Source organism: Pseudoalteromonas sp. SM9913, assembly GCF_000184065.1.
In the GTDB taxonomy this organism is placed as follows: Bacteria; Pseudomonadota; Gammaproteobacteria; order Enterobacterales; family Alteromonadaceae; genus Pseudoalteromonas; species Pseudoalteromonas tetraodonis.
The window spans coordinates 726,681-744,145 of record NC_014803.1; the positions used below are offsets into that span (position 1 = coordinate 726,681).

The window sequence follows — 17,465 nt, forward strand, 5'->3', positions numbered from 1 at the left end:
AAAACGTAAAAGATAACACTTATGCATTATAGGACAATAATTTGAATTTTATAATTTTACGAAAAAATCATTAATTATCAGCATCAGATCTTTTATTAAGTTGTTGAAAAAGAAGGCTAACTTGATTTCTTAAGTTTTTTATTACTTCTTCATCATTAGCTTGGTCAATGAGAAGTTTTTCATTTTGTAATGCCAGATCTTTTTGTTTTTGTAGTGTTTTATTTGCAATTAGCTGCTTGAAAAAATTACAGTATTTATCTTGTTCCAATTGTTTGAGCTTTGCTTTCAATATATGATTTTCTTTTTCTAAATCTGCTTTATTTTTTCGTTTTTTCTTCTTTTTAGGCTGCTCTACTTTTTTAATTATTTTTAACAGTTCGGTATTTTTATCATTTAAATAGGTAAATAACTTTTCTTGTCTGTCTACTCGAATGTTTGAGGGTGAAACATTGGCTGTTTCAGCAATGTGTGATTTAACAATTGGACCGTTATAAAAGTCTAATCCTTTTATGTCTTTAGATTGGATTTTTATTAAAAGCTCATGATAAATTTTATTAGTAGCGTCATACAATTTTTTTGTTACTGGTGGCCCATCCAAAACCCAATTTGGGTAACTCTCCAAATTTTCTGACTGATGTATCTTTTTTAGTTTGTTAAGCATGTTACTAGTCATTTAGTTTTCCATCTCTGCTAAAATTTTATTGCCATTTTGGACTACTTTTTTACTAACTTCAGATTGAGGCGTGTTTTTTATTGGGAATTTTTCTAGAAAACTCTCATGGCTGATGACATTTCTAATAATATTTTCTTTATGACTAGCTTTGTTATGAAGTGAATTAGGGCAGCCAGAACAAAGTTCAAAACATCCGTTAAGTACTTTTGCAATCCCTGTTTTTTTATCTAAGCACTTTGCAAGATGTTGTCGGCTTTTTAATACTAGGCAGTAGCCATACTCATGAGGAACTACGTGTAGTAAATCTGTCTTAAGTTCGTTTATATATGCTCCTATATCCTCTTCGGTTACAAACTCAAATTTAGAGACTTCTCTTTGAATAAATAATGCTATCGGCCCTGTAAAATCTTGAGAGTGCTCTCCTACCATTTCGAATACTAATTCTGCCATGTACTTCTGTTGTGCAGCAAATTCAATCTGATCTTGAGCTTTTGAGTCAGTATAAGTATTTGTAAATTCACCATTGACACAATGTCGGAAGTGATTTCTGATCGCTTCATGAATGTTTCCATCAAAACGCCTTAGCACAAAATCAACGAACGAATGACGAAATGCATGTGGATATATTCCACGGTATTCATCCAAGACTGTGTCTCCAAATTTATCCACGACTTTGTTGAAAAATATAATTAATCTATCTCTAAAGTTTTCTCTAGAGACTCCTGCTCCATCATGAACGACTCTTTTTTCATCAGCTCCAAAATGTGTTTTCATTGCAGTGTAATATCCAAAAAGGTAGGTGCTCTGACCATCTTTTCGATCATGTTTCGTTATATAGCTAACATCACATAAAATATCCGCAGCTTCGGCTGCAAGTCCGCCTATTGCTCTTAATTGTTTGGTTCCCTGTTGAGTTTTATCTTCTTTAGTTTTAAACCGCCATACGCCATCATCATCCTTATAATAGTCCTGTGAATCTGTTTGTTTCATTTCGTGGACTCGGATACCAGTAAGACAGAAGAATATAATCTTACAAGCGTCATAAATTTCTTTAACTTTGTTATTTAGCTGTTTGTGGCCTCCTAGGTTGATTACGAAATCTACTGGATCAAAATCTTTACTTCCTTTTAGGGATTTAAATTGAGCTTGTACCGCTTCAAGGAAGTTCTCAATCCTCTTAGCTGCTTGAATGAATTGTTTATTGATCGCCTCACCAGACACAACTTGATTAAAAATGGTGTTGCCTTTTTTAAATACTGATTCAGGAAAAAGTTTTAGGGCCGATCTTTGGACGCTAAAGTATGCTCTGACTGCTTTTGCTTCATCAGAGTGAATAGTATTCATTGCCTCTAGTAAAAGAAGTGAAGCTACCTCAAGTGGAACTGAGTCATAACTGCCGCCTTTTATCCATTCTTTGAAGTCACATTCTAATAATGTCAGATCATGTTCAAATTCAGACAAAATGCTTTCAAAATTTGAAGGCCCTAGGTATCCGTCAGAAAGAAGTCCCTTGCGATATAGATTGCCAGAATTAGTGATGTGCCATGCTGCTTTAAGCACAGTATCTTTTCCTACAAATTGTAAAGATGAATCTGAAAGCTTTCGTTCAGGTGTTTGGATATTATTAAAAACAATATCTTTTAGTAGATTGAAAACGTCTTCTTCTGTCCATGACGCTAATGATGCATCGGGCTTATTAATGGTTGCCCAAGTTATGAGTTTTGCTATTTGGTTGCGCTTCATTTCAATCGAAGATTTTCTCGCGCTTAACGTTTGAAGTTTGCTGTCGGTATAACCGTTAGCCCACTGTATAAGGTATTCTCTGCCCCAGTTTCTCCACCTTGAATTTGCTCCTTTGAACGAAACATTAAGCGAAAAGGTTTCTCCGCTGTTGCTATCTGAGATAGAAAACGTTTTATCAGTTATGCAATTGATAAGATGGTTTTGTTCCAACTTTGATTTAACAGGTTGTTTAGTTTGTAAAATAGCCATATTAATTACCTCACATTAGCGAAGGAAAAGGGATATCAAATTCTTCCAATAGTTTTTTACCTTCTCGCTGTATGTCAGGTGGAAAACTGTTAAAGATTGTAGAAAGATAAGCTAGCTTTTTTTGAGCATATTGACCTTTAAGCTGGCTGTCTAAGAACAGTCGAGGTATTTCATCATGTAAGTGGTTTATATACCCTGTTAATAACATGGCTGTAACATCACTAATTACGATAATCACCTGACCATTATGTTGAAAGCCTCCCCACAGCTCGGCATCCACATTTTCTAGTAACTGCTCTATATCTTCATACCCTGAGGTGAGACCCAAAAGGTCTTTGATTTCACTTAGGTTTATTTGTTTCACATCTTTTAGATATTCGCCTACCTTGAGTGCATCTTCAACCATTAGGTCTCCAACTTGTGCACCAAAATTCCTTTCGGATTCAATAGCTTCTTTTGAGTTACTTCTGTTGCCATAAACATTATGTTTTGTTGCAAGTGAATGAGAGGTAAGTTCTGCTTGAACCGCAGGTTCGCTTTGGCTACGTGCAGTTTCAGGTCCTTCCTTTTTTGAAATTGTAACGGTGTCGTCCATGCGTTTTCTTGACATAGTTATGGCATCAGGTGTTAAGCCTATAACTCTACTTTCTCTTTTGGATGCACCAGTTAACTCATTCAATTTCTTTTTATTTCGGCTGTTTGTTAATGTTTCGTTGTAGGCTATTTGATTGTGCTGCCACATACGTTTGATAAGCCACAAAAAAGCATCTCCTTCTGAGCCAAGCTCATCTTTATACTGACGGGTTACCTCTGACTCATTTGATAGGAGTAATTCAAACAGATGTAGACTTTTAGCTGTAAATCCGATATGCCCTTTAGCAGTTGTAACAGTACTATAATCAAGCGTTTTATTGCTATCTGCGAAGCTATATTCTTTGGCTACTTTCCGTTGTTCTATATATCGTGTGTAACATTGGTAAGGTAAGTTCTGCCTAGTATATATGGGGGTTGCTGATGATTTATCTCGTCTCCCTTTGTTATATTGAATTTGCGTAGATTCAAAATTTATTGAAAAGTCTGACAGCAAATGAATATTTAGCCCTTCTCGCTGAATAGATTCAGATGCTAACAAGCATTGGATTAAATATATTTCAAAATCTGATGGACATATTAGAAATTTAGGTGTGATGTTATCCAATCTTCGTAATAAGTAACTATTTTTTCCATAAGTTCTTTTCTTGTAAATTGACGCTGTAGTTTGCAAATTGTTCTTAAATTCTTGCACCCACTGCAAGGTTGTTAGTTTTGCTTCAAGTGAATTTAATTTCGCTTTAGGAAATGATCTAAATGTAAAAATTTCAAGAGTAAGTGGATCTGCATTGTTAACAATAGTCTCATAAATTTGGAGGTTAGCTTTTTTAATGATTTCCCAACTTAAGTTATCTATTTGCTTAGGAGGTGCGTAATCCACAGTAAAGTTGTTTGATTGAGAGTTCAAAATTAACGGTTTATTGTCATACTCAGCCGTTTTTAAAGCGTTTATTTGTTTTAAAACGTGCTTATTCGACATTAGCTTCTCTCTGATTTCAGAAAGCTTATTTAGTAGAAAGCAGCAACCTAGGCGCAAACTTTGCATCAATTCTGTATCTGAGTATGGTGTGTTTTTTTGACCAAAAAGTTCAGCCATTGATTTTTTTGGAAGCGAATGTGGTGGAGGAAAGTTCGGAAAAAATACTAAGTAATTTGCTAGGGATACATGAGCAAATTTATCTTTATCGAAACCGTCCACTATTGTCTTATTAAAGAGTTTTAATGGCACCCTTAAAATAATTTCTTCGTTGTAAAAACTTGTTCTTTCTGACGTTCCCTTTAACTTGATAAAGTACAGATTAACAATATTGTAAGGTAAACCAGATGATTCATATTGTTTGTTTTCCGCAATATATTTATAAAAATTTCTAAACTCAATTGCTTTGGTGTATCTAGTACTTGGGCGTAACCCCAAAAACAATGGTGACTGAAGGTAGCCGATATATAATTTTAGAAGAGGATTAGATATATGTGCAGGAGGTATGGTTACCTGAACAATAGCGTTGTTACCATTACCATCTTTACCGTAAACAGTTGCCTCAGAGTCAGAATAATTAATTGGAACGACTTCAGCGGGTGCTAGACTAGCTAATTCTGACTTGGTATTTTTGTGGGTACTTTCCATTAGGCTTTCTCGGACTTTCTTTTAAAGTCTTTACCATACTTAGTTTCTTCTAAGGACAGTGCATGTAGAACGTCTTCACGCTTATTTAATAGTGCTTCAAAATAGATATAGCCAAATGTGGTTGATTTTCGTTTGTGACCTAGCCACTGTGGAACATAGATCCAAGGATCATCTCCGTTGTCACGGCAGGCAGTAACTGAGTTTGTAGCAAAACATTTTCTTAGCTTATGGAATCCTCTGTGCTTCCATAACTGAGCCTCCTCTAAAGTTAGCGAAGTATTTTCACAATATTTATCAGCACATTTTCTAAAAAGTTTAGAAGCAAAAGTCTTATCCTTTAAAAGTTTTCCATTCTCTTGACAAATCATGTTGCCTGAATTTATATGTTTAGCTTCCCCCCAAATAAATTCATAGATTGATTTGACTAGGCTAGGTTCAAAAGGGGTTGTTCTGATGGAATTTCCTTTACCATAAATGTTTATGTGAATTGCTTTCGGGATAAAAAAATCAACTTTAGGCAATAATTGTCTGAAAGTTTCGATATTTAAGTTTTCCGCTAGAACAACTTCAAAAGCTCTAAATCCAGCGTAGTAACCTAATTGCAAAACTAGTTCATTTCTTTTTTTTATGAATGATGACTGAGAGTCTACATAGCATAATAAACACTCCTGAAACTTCTTCTTATGAAAATACGCTTCATGCATATCTGTTTTAACACCTGAAAGAAAGCTTTGTTCGTATTCGTTATTTTCATAGGCGTAACTAAAGAGCATCTCTTTTGTGGTAAAGCCCGATTGATATAAATATTTAAAGAACTCTTTTAATACGGCAATATGATTTTCAATTGAGCTGTGCTTCAGCTTTCTTTGTCGTTGTAATACTCCGACTAAATATCCACTCATTTCTTGATCAGTTAATCTTTCGATATTCTCGATAGATAAATTAGTTTTACTTATAATTTCTTTATAAAAAGATTTTAAAGCCTTCATGTAGGTAGTGACCGTGCCAAATAAATTATTGACTGCGGTATGCAATAGAAATGCTGAAGGATGAACTAAAGGGATGTCATTATTAACTAAAGCATAAGTTGAAATCTTTCTTCCACCATAAGGAATGCTTTCTACTAATTTACTTTCAATCATATAAATCTCATTTGTTTTATAATTAACTTAGAACTTTAATGGCTTTTGTCAAGGTGGAGTTATATTGGATGTAACCTATGATAAGATATGGACTGCTTTTATGCGGCCGTAGAAATGCGCGACAATCCTAAGCTTGCAAGCGTACCGCTGGCAATTGGCGGAAATAGTCGCCGTGGAGTGCTCTCTACCGCTAACTATATTGCTAGAGAGTATGGGGTGCGCTCTGCTATGTCTAACTATCATGCCAAACAGCTTTGCCCTGACTTAGTTATTGTGCCTGGCAGAATGGCTGTTTATAAACAAGTATCAACACAGATCCGCGCCATTTTTAACCGCTATACTGACCTTGTAGAACCTCTTTCGCTTGATGAAGCATATTTAGATGTAACTCACAGTACTGCTTTTAAGGGCAGTGCAACGTTAATTGCAGAGCAAATTCGTACCGATATTTTTAATACCACAGGACTGACTGCATCTGCAGGTATTGCCCCAATAAAGTTTATTGCCAAAATAGCCAGTGATGAAAATAAGCCTAATGGGCAATTTGTGGTATTGCCTGAGCAGGTTGACTCGTTTTTAGCCCAATTGCCATTAGGTAAAATTCCAGGGGTGGGTAAAGTAACTCTAGAAAAGCTTAATTTAAAAGGGTTATACACGGGGCAAGATGTGCGCGAAAAAGGGGCTAATTGGATGCAACAGCATGTGGGTAATTTTGGTGTGTCGTTATATCAAAAGTGCATGGGTGAGCATATAGGGCGCGTTTCCACCGAGCGGGTACGTAAGTCATTGAGTGTGGAACATACTTATGAATACAACAAAAACAGCCTAGATGAATGCCTTGAACAATTACCGCAACTGTTAGATGAACTCGTGGTTCGATTAAATAAACAGCAACTACAACATAAAATTAATAAATTAAGTGTTAAAGTTAAATTTGCTAATTTTGTAGTGACCTCAGCAGATCAGGCTGCGCATCAATTAAACAAGGCTATTTTTAAAGAGTTACTCGCCAAAGCCTATCAACGTGGATTACAACAACCGGTGCGCTTATTAGGAATTGGCGTGGGTATTAAAAATCAACCAGAGCATAATTTTCAGCTCAGTATTTTAGATGTGTAAAACGTGTAACTCCAAGTTGCCAGTAAATATGCAGGTTATCGCAGTTCACTGGTTATAAATTGCTAAATAAATAATAATAGGGACTACGTTTTCTAACAGGATCCTTTTTTATGGCATATCCAAAAGCAGTACTGGCTAAGCCGGTAAGTGCAAGCCTAGATTGTATATCGCATGATGCACTTATTATTATCAGCAACGACTTTTCTCATTTACCAAATACGCCACTGCGTGATACAATTTTAGACCAAGCCCAAGTAGACTCTCGCATAGGCAATCAAGTCACCTTGTTAGTGATTGCCGGTAAACGTGTCGTGTTAGCGCCAACAGGCCCTTTAAACAGAGATTATGACGACGTTCGTCGTTATTTTGATGCAGCCAAATTAGCCATTAATGAGGCAAAAGCATCAGGTAGTGTTAACCCTGCTATTTATTTACCCGCTTTAAATACGGATAGCCGTTATCAACATGCTCTTGAAGTGGCTTACTTAGGCGCATGCCAAGCATTATGGCAACCCCTAGAAGCGCGTGAGTTTCATGGTCAAGGTATTGAGCCTATTACTCAAATAGGCTTAATTGATGCCAATGAGCAAACAATTAAAGCAGTCAATGCGTTAGCTGCCGGGCAATATGCTGCACGTGATTTATGTGGCACCGAGCCTGAGCGTATGGCCCCCCCACGTTTTGCTGATTATTGTACTGAGTTATTTGAAAACAGTGCGGTGAGCGTTGATGTGATTGATGATTTAGCTGCCATTGATAAGCATTACCCCATGCTAAGTACCGTTGCTCGCGCATCGTATGCGGTAGAGCGTCATCATCCACGCGTTGTTAAACTTGAATACGTGCCTGAGGGCGAAGTAACCCGAACACTGATGTTTGTTGGTAAAGGTTTAGTCTATGATACGGGCGGTGCAGATTTAAAAGTCGGTGGTTTTATGGCGGGCATGAGCCGCGATAAAGGCGGTGCGGCCTCGGTTGCTGGATTTATGAAAGCAGTAGCCGATTATCAGCCTAAAGGGGTTAAAGTGATTGCCTTTTTAGCGGTTGTACGCAACTCCATTGGTTCAGATTGTTTTGTCCCTGATGAAATAATTACTAGCCGAGAAGGTGTCCGTGTTCGTATTGGTAATACCGATGCCGAAGGGCGTTTAGCTATGGGTGATTTACTTAGCGAAATGAAAGATTTAGCTAAAAACGAAATAAATCCAACGTTGTTTACAGTGGCTACTTTAACAGGGCATGCTGCACGCGCGATGGGACCATATGGTGCTTATGTAGAAAATGGGCCCGCGCGTAGTGCTAATATTTCACGCCAATTAGCTGATTGTGGTGATTTATGGGCTGACGGTGCTGAAGTGTCGCGTTCACGCCGTGAAGATTATGATTTTATAAAACCACGCACTTTAGCTGACGATGTGCTTTCTAGTAATAATGCGGCTTCTGCTGTTACAGCGCGCGGCCATCAATTTCCTATGGCATTTTTAGCTGTGGTAGGTGGATTAGATAAGCATGGCAGTGAATCTACTTTACCACTTCCTTATGTACATATGGATATTGCTGGTAGTGGCGTTGAAGGCGGCGACTGGCAACATGGTAAACCAACTGCAGCGTCAGTAAGCAGTTTATTTGCCCGCTATTGTTTATAACTCCCTATAAATAATCCTAAAAAGCCCTGAAAATCAGGGCTTTTTAATTGGTGGAAGATATTTATTATCCGGAGTTCAGGTTAACTAAGCTTAAAGCGCGATACCACGCTTGATAACTCAACACTGCTTTGTTTGAGTTTGTCGCTAGCGCGAGTTAAATCTTTGGTGTTACCCAATGATTGCTCTGTAGATTGTGATAAATCGTTAATTCTTAAATTCACCTCGTCTGCGGCTGATGTTTGCTGCTCTGTGGCACGGGCAATTTGGCCGTTCATATCGGTGATCACCGATACTAATCTGTCTATTTCATCAAGTGATGTATTTGCCGAGGAGGCTTGTTCAACCGTAGAAATAGAAATCTCTTGGCTAGATTTTACCGCTTCAACTGCGGCTTTTGCCCCTTCTTGCAGCTTAGCTATCATCGCTTGAATTTCATCAGTGCTTTTACCTGTCCGGCTGGCAAGTGTTCTTACTTCATCGGCTACAACCGCAAAGCCTCTTCCATGTTCACCTGCTCTTGCAGCTTCAATAGCAGCGTTTAGCGCTAAGAGGTTGGTTTGTTCAGCAATGCTTCTAATAACATCAAGTACCGAGCCAATATTATTACTTTCGTTGGCAAGATCGGCGGTTACTTTGCTCACGGTCTCTATATTACTAGAGAGGGTTTCAATGGCGGTAATGGTTTTAGACACCACATTTTTACCCGTTGATGCATTACTAGCAGCATCATTTGCGGCTTGCTCAGCAGCTTCGGCATTACGGCTAACATCATGAATTTGATGAGTCATTTGCTCCATTGCAGCGGCTACTTGGGTTGAGCTGTCGTTTTGAAGTTCAATGAATGATTGGCTGGTTTTGCTAGAATCATCGACTGCATGGGCATGCTCGTTGACATCGTTTGCGCTTTTGGCAACCAGCACCAAAGACTCTCTAATTTTGGATACAAATAAGTTAAATGACCGCGACAGCTGAGATATTTCATCATTACCACTATCATTTAGACTGCGGGTCAAATCTCCTTCACCTTGAGATATATCTTTCATCATTTCTGCTGCTAATCGAGTTGGCGTTAAAATACTGCGACCAATAAAGTAGCTAAAAAGTACGACAACGACGATCATAATCACAACATTGATAACGATAATGGTACGTTGCTGCGAAAAGGTGTTGTCTATGGTATCAAGGTAAACGCCCGAGCCGATGATCCATTGCCATTGATCAAAACCTTTCACAAACGCAATTTTATCTACGGGTTCGTCGCTGCCGGGTTTTGGCCACTTGTAAGGCACATAGCCTTCGCCGGATTTTTTAACAACATCAACCATTTCAACAAACAAAGGGGTGCCATCAGGGTCTTTATTATTCGTTAAATCTTTCCCTTCAAGGGCTGGTTTAATTGGGTGCATCACCATGGCTGGCTGGTAATTGTTGATCCAAAAATAGTTAGTATCATCGTAACGCAATGAGCGTATTGAGGCCATCGCTTGAGATTGTGCTTGGGCGCGGGTGAGTGTTTGGTTTTGTTCAAGCGCTGCGTAGTGTGTAATGATGCTATATGCAGTTTCCACCACATTTTTAGTTTTTAGATATTGCTCATTTTTAAGCGATTTATATTGATTACTCAAACTCGAAATACTCAATACAATTAAACCAAAAATCACAATCCCTACCAAAATGGCTAGACGTTGAAATATAGTAAAACGACGAAGGTTTGGCATAAATTTATTCCCGTATCAGAGCATTATTTCTCTTAAATAAGCATAGTTAAAATATAGGCTAATACGGTTTTATTTTCCTTATATTGTATTTTTAATACTGACTTTGTTAGCTAGTTTGCGTGAATACAATAAAGAGAAAAGGCCGGACTTTTATTTAACAGACGCTTAAAGTGAATTTTATTATTGTTTGTTGACGTTTCAATATATCTTATTTGCATAAAAAAAGGCTGATACTTGCATCAGCCTTTAGTCTAATAATTAACCCAGTTTTAGTTACTTTGTATTAAAATTACGGTTAAAGAAGTTTGTAATAGTTTGATGTAAATGAGTTTGAACTTGTTTACCGCGAAGGCTATGTTTTGAGCCCGGGTAAGTCATCATTTCAAACTGTTGATTGTTATCTTGCAGCTGTTTAAACAATTTAGTGGCATGGGTAAATAATACGTTGTCATCGGCCATACCATGGTAAATCATTAATGGGCCTTTTAAGCCTTCAGCGTATGGGAACACAGCACTGTCGATATAGCCTTGGGCATTAGTATCTGGGTGACCCAAATAGCGCTCGGTGTAATGGGTGTCGTATAGAGCCCAGTCGGTAACCGGAGCACCAGATACACCCGCGCTAAAGTAATCGCCTGCTTTAAACATAGTCATCAGCGCCATATAACCACCGTAGCTGTGGCCATAAATACCAATGCGAGCAGGGTCTACGTAATCAAGGGTACGTAAAAACTCAACGCCTTTGATTTGATCCGCCACTTCTACAACGCCTAAGTGCTTATAAATCGCATCTTCAAACTTTTTACCGCGATTGTAAGAGCCTCGGTTATCAAGTTGAAAAATTACATAACCTTGTTGCGCCATGTATTGAAAATATAAATTTTTAATGCGCCAGCTATTGGTTACTCGCTGAGCATGAGGACCACCGTAAACGTTGACAATAACCGGATGCTTTTTACCCTTTGCCATATTTGCTGGTTTAAATAAACGGTAATGCATAATTTGGCCGTCTTCAGCGGTAATTGTTCCGTATTCGGGCTGGGCTAAATCAGTTAGATACGGGGTAAGTGGGTGAGAGTCATCAAGCTTATTCTCTTCAAGCCACGTAATAAACTCACCATTAATTTTGCGCAGTGCAGCTGAATTTGGCTTATTAACCGATGAGCTATTATCAATGAAAGTTTTATTATCTTTCGCTAGAACGACATTATGGTATTGGCCTTTTTCAGTAATGCGCTTCATAGCCCCTTTTTTAAATAAAGGCGCACTGTATAAATGGCTCTCTAGCGGGGTATCTTTACGTGCAGCAAAGTAAACAACGCCATTTTTTTCATCTATCCCTTTTAGGCTATCTACGACCCAATCACCTGCGGTAATCTGGCGGATAAGTTGGCCGTTATTACGATATAAATAAAGGTGCTTAAATCCATCTCGCTCTGAGGCCCATACAAAATGCTTTTTATCTTTTAAAAATTCAAGGTCAAAATGCAAGTTGATCCAGGTATCACTTTTTTCAGTTAAAGCAACGGTTTGCTGTTTTGTTTTAGTGTTGTAAAAACGTAGTTCTAAGTTATGTTGCGAGCGGTTTTGCCATTGATAAGAGAGCGTATTGCTGTCGTTTAGCCACTTAGCGCGGGCAATATAAATATCTTTATCGTCGCCTAAGTCAATCCAGTCAACTGCTTGATCATTAAGCTTTACCACCCCAAGTTGAATGTCAACATTATTGGTGCCAGTAAATGGATAACGCTGGTTAAATAGTTTTACTTCATCAGCATAAATTTCGTTACGAATCGCTTCTTGAACAGGGCTTTCATCAACGCGAGTAAAGGCGATTTTAGATTCATCATTTGCCCACCAATAACCGGTCATACGGCTCATTTCTTCTTGCGCCACAAATTCGGCCATGCCGTTTTTAATTACGCCACCGCCATCTTTACTTAACTGAATTTCTTTACCTGAAGCCAGCTCTAGTGCATATAGGTTTTGCTCTCGGATAAAGGATACGAAATTTCCTTTTGGAGAGAAACGCGCATCGGTTTCAAATGCGTCTGTGTTAGTCAGCTTTTTACTATTTTTAGCATCTAAGTCATAGTAATAAAGATCGCCATTAAGAGGGAATAACAGTGCTTTCCCATCTTTTGACCATTTATATTCAAGGATACCTTTTCCAAAAATACGTTGGCGTTCGCGGCGTGCTTTTTCTTCATCGGAGAGATTTTCTGGGCCTGAAAATAACTGCGCCGAATCAACTAACAACCTGTTGGTATTATCTTTTAAATTATATTCCCATAAATCGTAGCGGTTATAGTCATCGGTTTTACCTTGTAAGTAGGTAACCCGGCTACCATCAGGCGAAAACTTAAGTTGTACCGGAGATTTGCCTGCTAAGCTCGGATCATCAAATATACGCTCAAGCGTTAGCGGCTCAGCTTCTGCGCTTAATGCGCCCGCGAGTAGGGGAATTGCCAGTGAGAGATGTTTTAGTTTTTTTAACACAGGATTGCCTTTACTTACATAAAATTATCTCGATGGTAAAGCACAAGCGTGTTCAACTGCAACTAAATGCTATAAAGTGTGCGGTAAAATAATCTAAGGACTTTAACATGAGCAAAACATCATTTACCTTAGCACCTGAACTGAAAAGAGATTGTATTGAACTGGCTGATTGGCCACTTTGTAAGGTGTTGCTATTAAACGACAGCCAATATCCTTGGTTTGTATTGGTCCCCAGAATAGCGGGTTTAAAAGAGATTATTGATTTAACCGAGCAGCAACAAATTACTTATTTACACGAGTCAGCGAAACTCAGTCATTTGTTAATGGAGGTGTTTAATCCTGATAAGTTAAATGTAGCCGCATTGGGTAATATGGTGCCACAACTACATATTCATCATATCGCGCGTTTTAAAACAGATATTGCGTGGCCTGCGCCGGTATGGGGCAAGTTTCCGAGTGTGCCTTATACTAATGAGCAGATAGAGCAATTAAAAGCGCATTTTTAAAAATCAAAATGAGTTACTTTGAGGGGATAGTATGAAATTAATCAAACAACTCTGTACAAGTGTATTTATTGCAGCCATTGCAGTGTCAGCAGTGATAGCGGGCGAGCAGCCAGTAGCTATAGATGTGGTAAATAACGCTAATATTAAAAACTTTGCAGCACATAACAACTTAGTTTTTTCAGCAGCGCAACCGACTGATGAGCAGTTTAAGCAACTGTCACAAGCTAATGTTAAGCATGTTATTAATTTACGTGCAGCAGATGAGCAAGACTGGGATGAAGGCGCGTTAGTCAATTCTTTAGGAATGAGCTATCACGCAATTCCTATTGCAGGTGCACAAGATGTAAACATCGACAATGCAAAACGATTAGCTAGCCTTTTAGAAGAACTTAAAGGTGAGTCAGTGGTTGTTCATTGTGCGAGCAGTAATCGTGTTGGTGCGCTAATGGCTATTTCAGCTCATCAACAAGGTGCAGATATAGAGTCTGCAATTGAAACTGGCAAGCAGTGGGGAATGGCAAGCCTTGAGCCGGTTGTTCGTAAAGTGATGAGTGATAAATAATTAGACTGATAAGTAATTATGGTCTGTTGACCTTTCAAGGTTGAATTTGCAGCAGTCTGTTTGGTATTTAGGCAAGGCAGAGCCTATGTGGTGTTATTCCCCATAAATAGGCGATAACGCAGCATCAATGCCAAACAGGCGCTGCCCGAAGGGTTCTGCCTAGGGGCGATTTACTCTTTGTTGCCTACATGGATGTAGGTAAGGGGCGTGAGCAGGACGCGGAAGCTTTGCTCGGTTTTTACTTAGCCCACTAGGTTACAAACCTCGCGCCGCGATTAAACCGCCCCTAGTTTGAACAAATTTTAATCCGCAAAGGTCAACAGACCCTAGATAAAAAAAGCGTTACAGTGTAACGCTTTTTTTATGTGAGCTAATTTAGCGCATATTAATTAAGGCCAAGTACATCTTTACCTTGTTTGAAGGTTACATCTACAGGGATGTTCGCTTTGCTTAACTTTTCTAAATCTTTAGCTAGTTCCGCTTTAATATCGCCATGAGTTGCAATCAGTTGATCAACTTTTTCGTAATCACCGTCACCTTGCAGGGTTAAAATAAGGCGCGATAATTTAGCCATAGCGTCGCCCATTTTATCCATGTTGATGCTATACAAGCCGTCTTCATTTTTAGAGAAGGCACCTTCTTGAGCAAAAAAGTTAAAGCGGATCATGTTTGCTTTACCATGTGCACTTGATGCACCGAAACGCACAGAGCGGAAAATACCCGCCATAAAGGTGGTGTAGTAATCTTCTAACGTTCCTTCAGTGATTTCCCCTTTTTTAAGTAACTGTTCAACCATGTACAGACCAAGAATATCTGCTTTACCTTCTTCCAAGGCGCTAGCATGCTCTTGTAGAGATTGGCGAACGGTACCTTTGCCGGTAATAGTATTTTTAATACCTAAACCGTGAGCTACTTCATGGAACATAGTGTTAGCAAAAAATGCATCAAAGGTAATGTGTTTACGTTGCTCTGGCACAATTAACTGCTCTGCGATAGGGACTAAAATTTTATCAAACTTCGCTCGCATTGCATTTTTAAGCTGTAAGCGACGTGTGCCTTTTTCTAGCTGTACTTGCTCATCATTTGGTAAGTTAATTGCAATGGTTTTACTGCCGGCATTTGAGTGCCCAGCATAATAAACAACATCGTAGGCATTTAAGTCAGCATCTGAGCCTGGTACTTCTTGCTTGTACTTGCTATCAACAGGTAAGCCTTTTTGCAGCTCAGGTAAAAAGGCAGCAAATTTAGCCAGGCGTTCGCTCCATTTTAAATCTTTAATTAGTACATACGATTCATAGGCAGCACGGTAACCAAATAATTGGTCTTCGTAGTTTTCAATTGGGCCAATAACAACATCGATAGGATTATTTTTCATATCCATCCAAGCAAAGTCAGAGGCTTGGAAATCATCGCTTTGTATTGCGTCAGCTCGTAAGTTTAGGTAGTTGGCAAATTCTTTGTCGTCAGCTAATTTGCTAGCGTCTCTAAGTAACTTAGCTGCTTGGGCAAGTTCTACAGCATATTCTTCTGAATAAGGCGTGCTGTATAAATTACCTAGTTCATCGCGTTTAATAAGTGAGTAAAGCCCTGTTTTATCTTTTACATCAGCGTTATTAAGCTCTTCTTTGGTGATGTCGGCCGGATAAAAACCTGCCCCAAGCGGCTTTTCTTTGTAGCCAGATAAAAATACTTCATCGCCATTTAAGCGATCCCATGGGCCGTAGTTTATATCTGCAAACTGACGTACTTTTTCATCATCTAATTGTGCTAAAAAGCTTTGTTTATCTTCACCAAATGCTTGTTTCCAAAATAAATCGTCCATAATTTTTGAAGCATCAATAAGCTTGGCAACCATGGCTTTTTGGTTCTCAGATAAGTGTGACAAATCGCTTTGTAAGCTGAAGTCTGTGTATATGTCTAAGCGTTGACGGTCAATATTAACGAGTGTTGGCCCTGAAGGCGCTTGAGAAGCCGTTGGCGCTGAGCTTTGCGGCGTATTGTTTGAAGACGGTGCTTGCTCAGAACAGGCACTAAGAAAAACGATGCCAGAGAGCAGTATTGCTTGGCTAATTTTATTTAAGATCATTATATTGCCTTTAAAAAGTCTATTTTATAACTTGTATACTGTAAGTTAAGGTACTGAATGAGTATTAGTGTGCCTTAGCATGCTTGCATTAAAGCAAAACATACTAGCAAATAGCAAGTATTAGACGTTAGAGTGCACTAATGAGGGGCCGCTGGTAAATAATCAATAATTATCTACAATTCTTTCTATTTTAGGTATATGTTTAATACTACTAAGCTTTGAAATAATTAATAATATAAGACTTGCTGTAAAGTGTAGGTCATTAAGCAAAGGGATATTTTATGTCTACAGAAAATGCCTTACTCACTATTTTAGTCGACAGAATTAACAACGACACACTGGTGTTGCCTACGTTACCTGAGGTAGCGATTAAGGTTCGCCAAGCCGCAGATAACCCCGATGTTAATTTGATGCAAATGTCAGATGTGATAGCACATGATCCTGCATTGTCGGCGCGGATGATCAAAGTCGCAAATAGTGCAATTATGGGCCGAGCTGTAAAGGTGTCTAACTTGCACCAAGCCGTTACACGTATTGGGCTTAGGCAAATAAAAAATATTGCCACAGCCATGGCGATGGAGCAGTTATTTGTATCTAACAACGAGTTAATAAAAGGCTACATGGGAAAGGCGTGGCATAAAACGCTGCATGTGGCCTCGCACTCTATTTCATTAATGGAGTTTTACTTAAAAAGAAATACCCATACATCGCTAAATCGCGATGCCATTACATTAGCTTCATTAGTTTATAATATTGGGGTGTTACCCATTTTAACTGAAGCAGAGCGTCACCCTGAAGTGTTTGCAAGCCCCAGCTTTTTAGCCCATGCGATTCAACGTTTAAGTGGTAAAATTGGTGGTTCAATCATGAAAGCGTGGGAATTTCCTGATGTGTTTGTTGAGGTCGCGCAGCACTGGGCAGATGTGAATCATCGTACTGCTGAGGTGAGTTATATCGACTTCATTCGTGTTGGTGCAATCCTTGAGGGAACCTTACAAGTATCTGATAAGTCAGCAGCGCTGCAAACGTATATTGATAAAGGCATATTTCCTTCATTAGAAATGTTAGAGAGTGAAGAGTATTTGCATATGGTTGAAGACGTAAAAGAAATGTTTAGTTAATACCAATTTTATTAAAAACATGATTATTCTAGCGTATTAAATAATCCGCTACCTGCGTTAAAAATTATTTATATAGAACAACTATGTATCATAATTTTTGCCTTGTTATCGACTTATTTCTTTGTCGCTATAATAAATCACTAATTTAATGCAATTGGTATAACTTGTTTTTGAACAATAAAAAGC

Annotated in this window: 12 protein-coding genes; 5 read left to right on the plus strand and 7 right to left on the minus strand. The window is 38.5% G+C overall.

Annotated features, from left to right (window positions below):
• Positions 1 to 70: 70 nt before the first annotated feature.
• From PSM_RS03370 to PSM_RS03385, 4 genes are read right to left on the minus strand one after another with little or no spacing between them, the layout of a single operon-like run.
• Positions 71 to 673 carry a hypothetical protein gene (locus tag PSM_RS03370; RefSeq protein ID WP_013464212.1) on the minus strand — a complete coding sequence of 201 codons (603 nt, stop codon included), beginning with the start codon at positions 671 to 673 and terminating at the stop codon, positions 71 to 73.
• A complete protein-coding gene (locus tag PSM_RS03375; RefSeq protein WP_013464213.1) occupies positions 674 to 2,665 on the minus strand; it encodes a site-specific integrase in 1,992 nt (663 codons plus the stop codon). It abuts the gene before it with no gap.
• A 10-nt stretch (positions 2,666 to 2,675) separates the two neighbouring features.
• Positions 2,676 to 4,880, minus strand: a complete 2,205-nt coding sequence (locus tag PSM_RS03380) for a hypothetical protein (protein ID WP_013464214.1) — start codon at positions 4,878 to 4,880, stop codon at positions 2,676 to 2,678.
• Positions 4,880 to 6,022, minus strand: a complete 1,143-nt coding sequence (locus PSM_RS03385; protein ID WP_013464215.1) for a tyrosine-type recombinase/integrase — start codon at positions 6,020 to 6,022, stop codon at positions 4,880 to 4,882. Before PSM_RS03385 ends, PSM_RS03380 begins: the two co-directional genes overlap by 1 nt.
• Positions 6,023 to 6,109: 87 nt before the next feature.
• Here PSM_RS03385 and dinB point away from each other — a divergent pair, with 87 nt between their 5' ends.
• Both dinB and PSM_RS03395 read left to right on the plus strand, forming a co-directional pair.
• Positions 6,110 to 7,141, plus strand: a complete 1,032-nt coding sequence (gene dinB, locus PSM_RS03390) for a DNA polymerase IV (RefSeq protein ID WP_013464216.1) — start codon at positions 6,110 to 6,112, stop codon at positions 7,139 to 7,141.
• Positions 7,142 to 7,251: 110 nt separating this feature from the next.
• Entirely contained in the window at positions 7,252 to 8,787 is a 1,536-nt protein-coding gene (locus PSM_RS03395; protein WP_013464217.1) for a M17 family metallopeptidase, read from the plus strand.
• Positions 8,788 to 8,867: 80 nt separating this feature from the next.
• Here the strand turns inward: PSM_RS03395 and PSM_RS03400 are convergent, their stop codons facing one another.
• On the minus strand, positions 8,868 to 10,505 hold the full coding sequence (locus PSM_RS03400) for a methyl-accepting chemotaxis protein (RefSeq protein WP_013464218.1): 1,638 nt from the start codon (positions 10,503 to 10,505) through the stop codon (positions 8,868 to 8,870).
• A gap of 273 nt (positions 10,506 to 10,778) precedes the next feature.
• The gene (locus PSM_RS03405) at positions 10,779 to 13,004 is read right to left on the minus strand and encodes a S9 family peptidase (RefSeq protein ID WP_013464219.1); all 2,226 of its coding nucleotides are present in this window, start codon (positions 13,002 to 13,004) and stop codon (positions 10,779 to 10,781) included.
• 107 nt (positions 13,005 to 13,111) lie between these two features.
• On the opposite strand from PSM_RS03405, the gene PSM_RS03410 reads away from it, so the two are divergent.
• Together PSM_RS03410 and PSM_RS03415 are read left to right on the plus strand one after the other, a co-directional pair.
• Positions 13,112 to 13,510: an HIT domain-containing protein gene (locus PSM_RS03410; protein WP_013464220.1), complete on the plus strand. Its 399-nt coding sequence runs from the start codon at positions 13,112 to 13,114 to the stop codon at positions 13,508 to 13,510.
• Between the two features lie 31 nt (positions 13,511 to 13,541).
• A complete protein-coding gene (locus PSM_RS03415; RefSeq protein ID WP_013464221.1) occupies positions 13,542 to 14,072 on the plus strand; it encodes a phosphatase domain-containing putative toxin in 531 nt (176 codons plus the stop codon).
• A gap of 385 nt (positions 14,073 to 14,457) precedes the next feature.
• On the opposite strand, the gene PSM_RS03420 is transcribed toward PSM_RS03415, so the two are convergent.
• Positions 14,458 to 16,158: a dipeptidyl-peptidase 3 family protein gene (locus PSM_RS03420; RefSeq protein WP_013464222.1), complete on the minus strand. Its 1,701-nt coding sequence runs from the start codon at positions 16,156 to 16,158 to the stop codon at positions 14,458 to 14,460.
• Positions 16,159 to 16,439: 281 nt separating this feature from the next.
• On the opposite strand from PSM_RS03420, the gene PSM_RS03425 reads away from it, so the two are divergent.
• Entirely contained in the window at positions 16,440 to 17,279 is an 840-nt protein-coding gene (locus PSM_RS03425) for an HDOD domain-containing protein (protein WP_013464223.1), read from the plus strand.
• Positions 17,280 to 17,465 lie beyond the last annotated feature (186 nt).

What these genes read in the sequence shown, in the direction of transcription:
- PSM_RS03400 (WP_013464218.1), bottom strand. Translation starts at nt 10,505, where the DNA reads ATGCCAAACCTTCGTCGTTTTACTATATTTCAACGTCTAGCCATTTTG.
- PSM_RS03385 (WP_013464215.1), bottom strand. Translation starts at nt 6,022, where the DNA reads ATGATTGAAAGTAAATTAGTAGAAAGCATTCCTTATGGTGGAAGAAAG.
- PSM_RS03420 (WP_013464222.1), bottom strand. Translation starts at nt 16,158, where the DNA reads ATGATCTTAAATAAAATTAGCCAAGCAATACTGCTCTCTGGCATCGTT.
- PSM_RS03395 (WP_013464217.1), top strand. Translation starts at nt 7,252, where the DNA reads ATGGCATATCCAAAAGCAGTACTGGCTAAGCCGGTAAGTGCAAGCCTA.
- PSM_RS03415 (WP_013464221.1), top strand. Translation starts at nt 13,542, where the DNA reads ATGAAATTAATCAAACAACTCTGTACAAGTGTATTTATTGCAGCCATT.
- PSM_RS03380 (WP_013464214.1), bottom strand. Translation starts at nt 4,880, where the DNA reads ATGGAAAGTACCCACAAAAATACCAAGTCAGAATTAGCTAGTCTAGCA.
- PSM_RS03425 (WP_013464223.1), top strand. Translation starts at nt 16,440, where the DNA reads ATGTCTACAGAAAATGCCTTACTCACTATTTTAGTCGACAGAATTAAC.
- dinB (WP_013464216.1), top strand. Translation starts at nt 6,110, where the DNA reads ATGGACTGCTTTTATGCGGCCGTAGAAATGCGCGACAATCCTAAGCTT.
- PSM_RS03370 (WP_013464212.1), bottom strand. Translation starts at nt 673, where the DNA reads ATGACTAGTAACATGCTTAACAAACTAAAAAAGATACATCAGTCAGAA.
- PSM_RS03375 (WP_013464213.1), bottom strand. Translation starts at nt 2,665, where the DNA reads ATGGCTATTTTACAAACTAAACAACCTGTTAAATCAAAGTTGGAACAA.
- PSM_RS03410 (WP_013464220.1), top strand. Translation starts at nt 13,112, where the DNA reads ATGAGCAAAACATCATTTACCTTAGCACCTGAACTGAAAAGAGATTGT.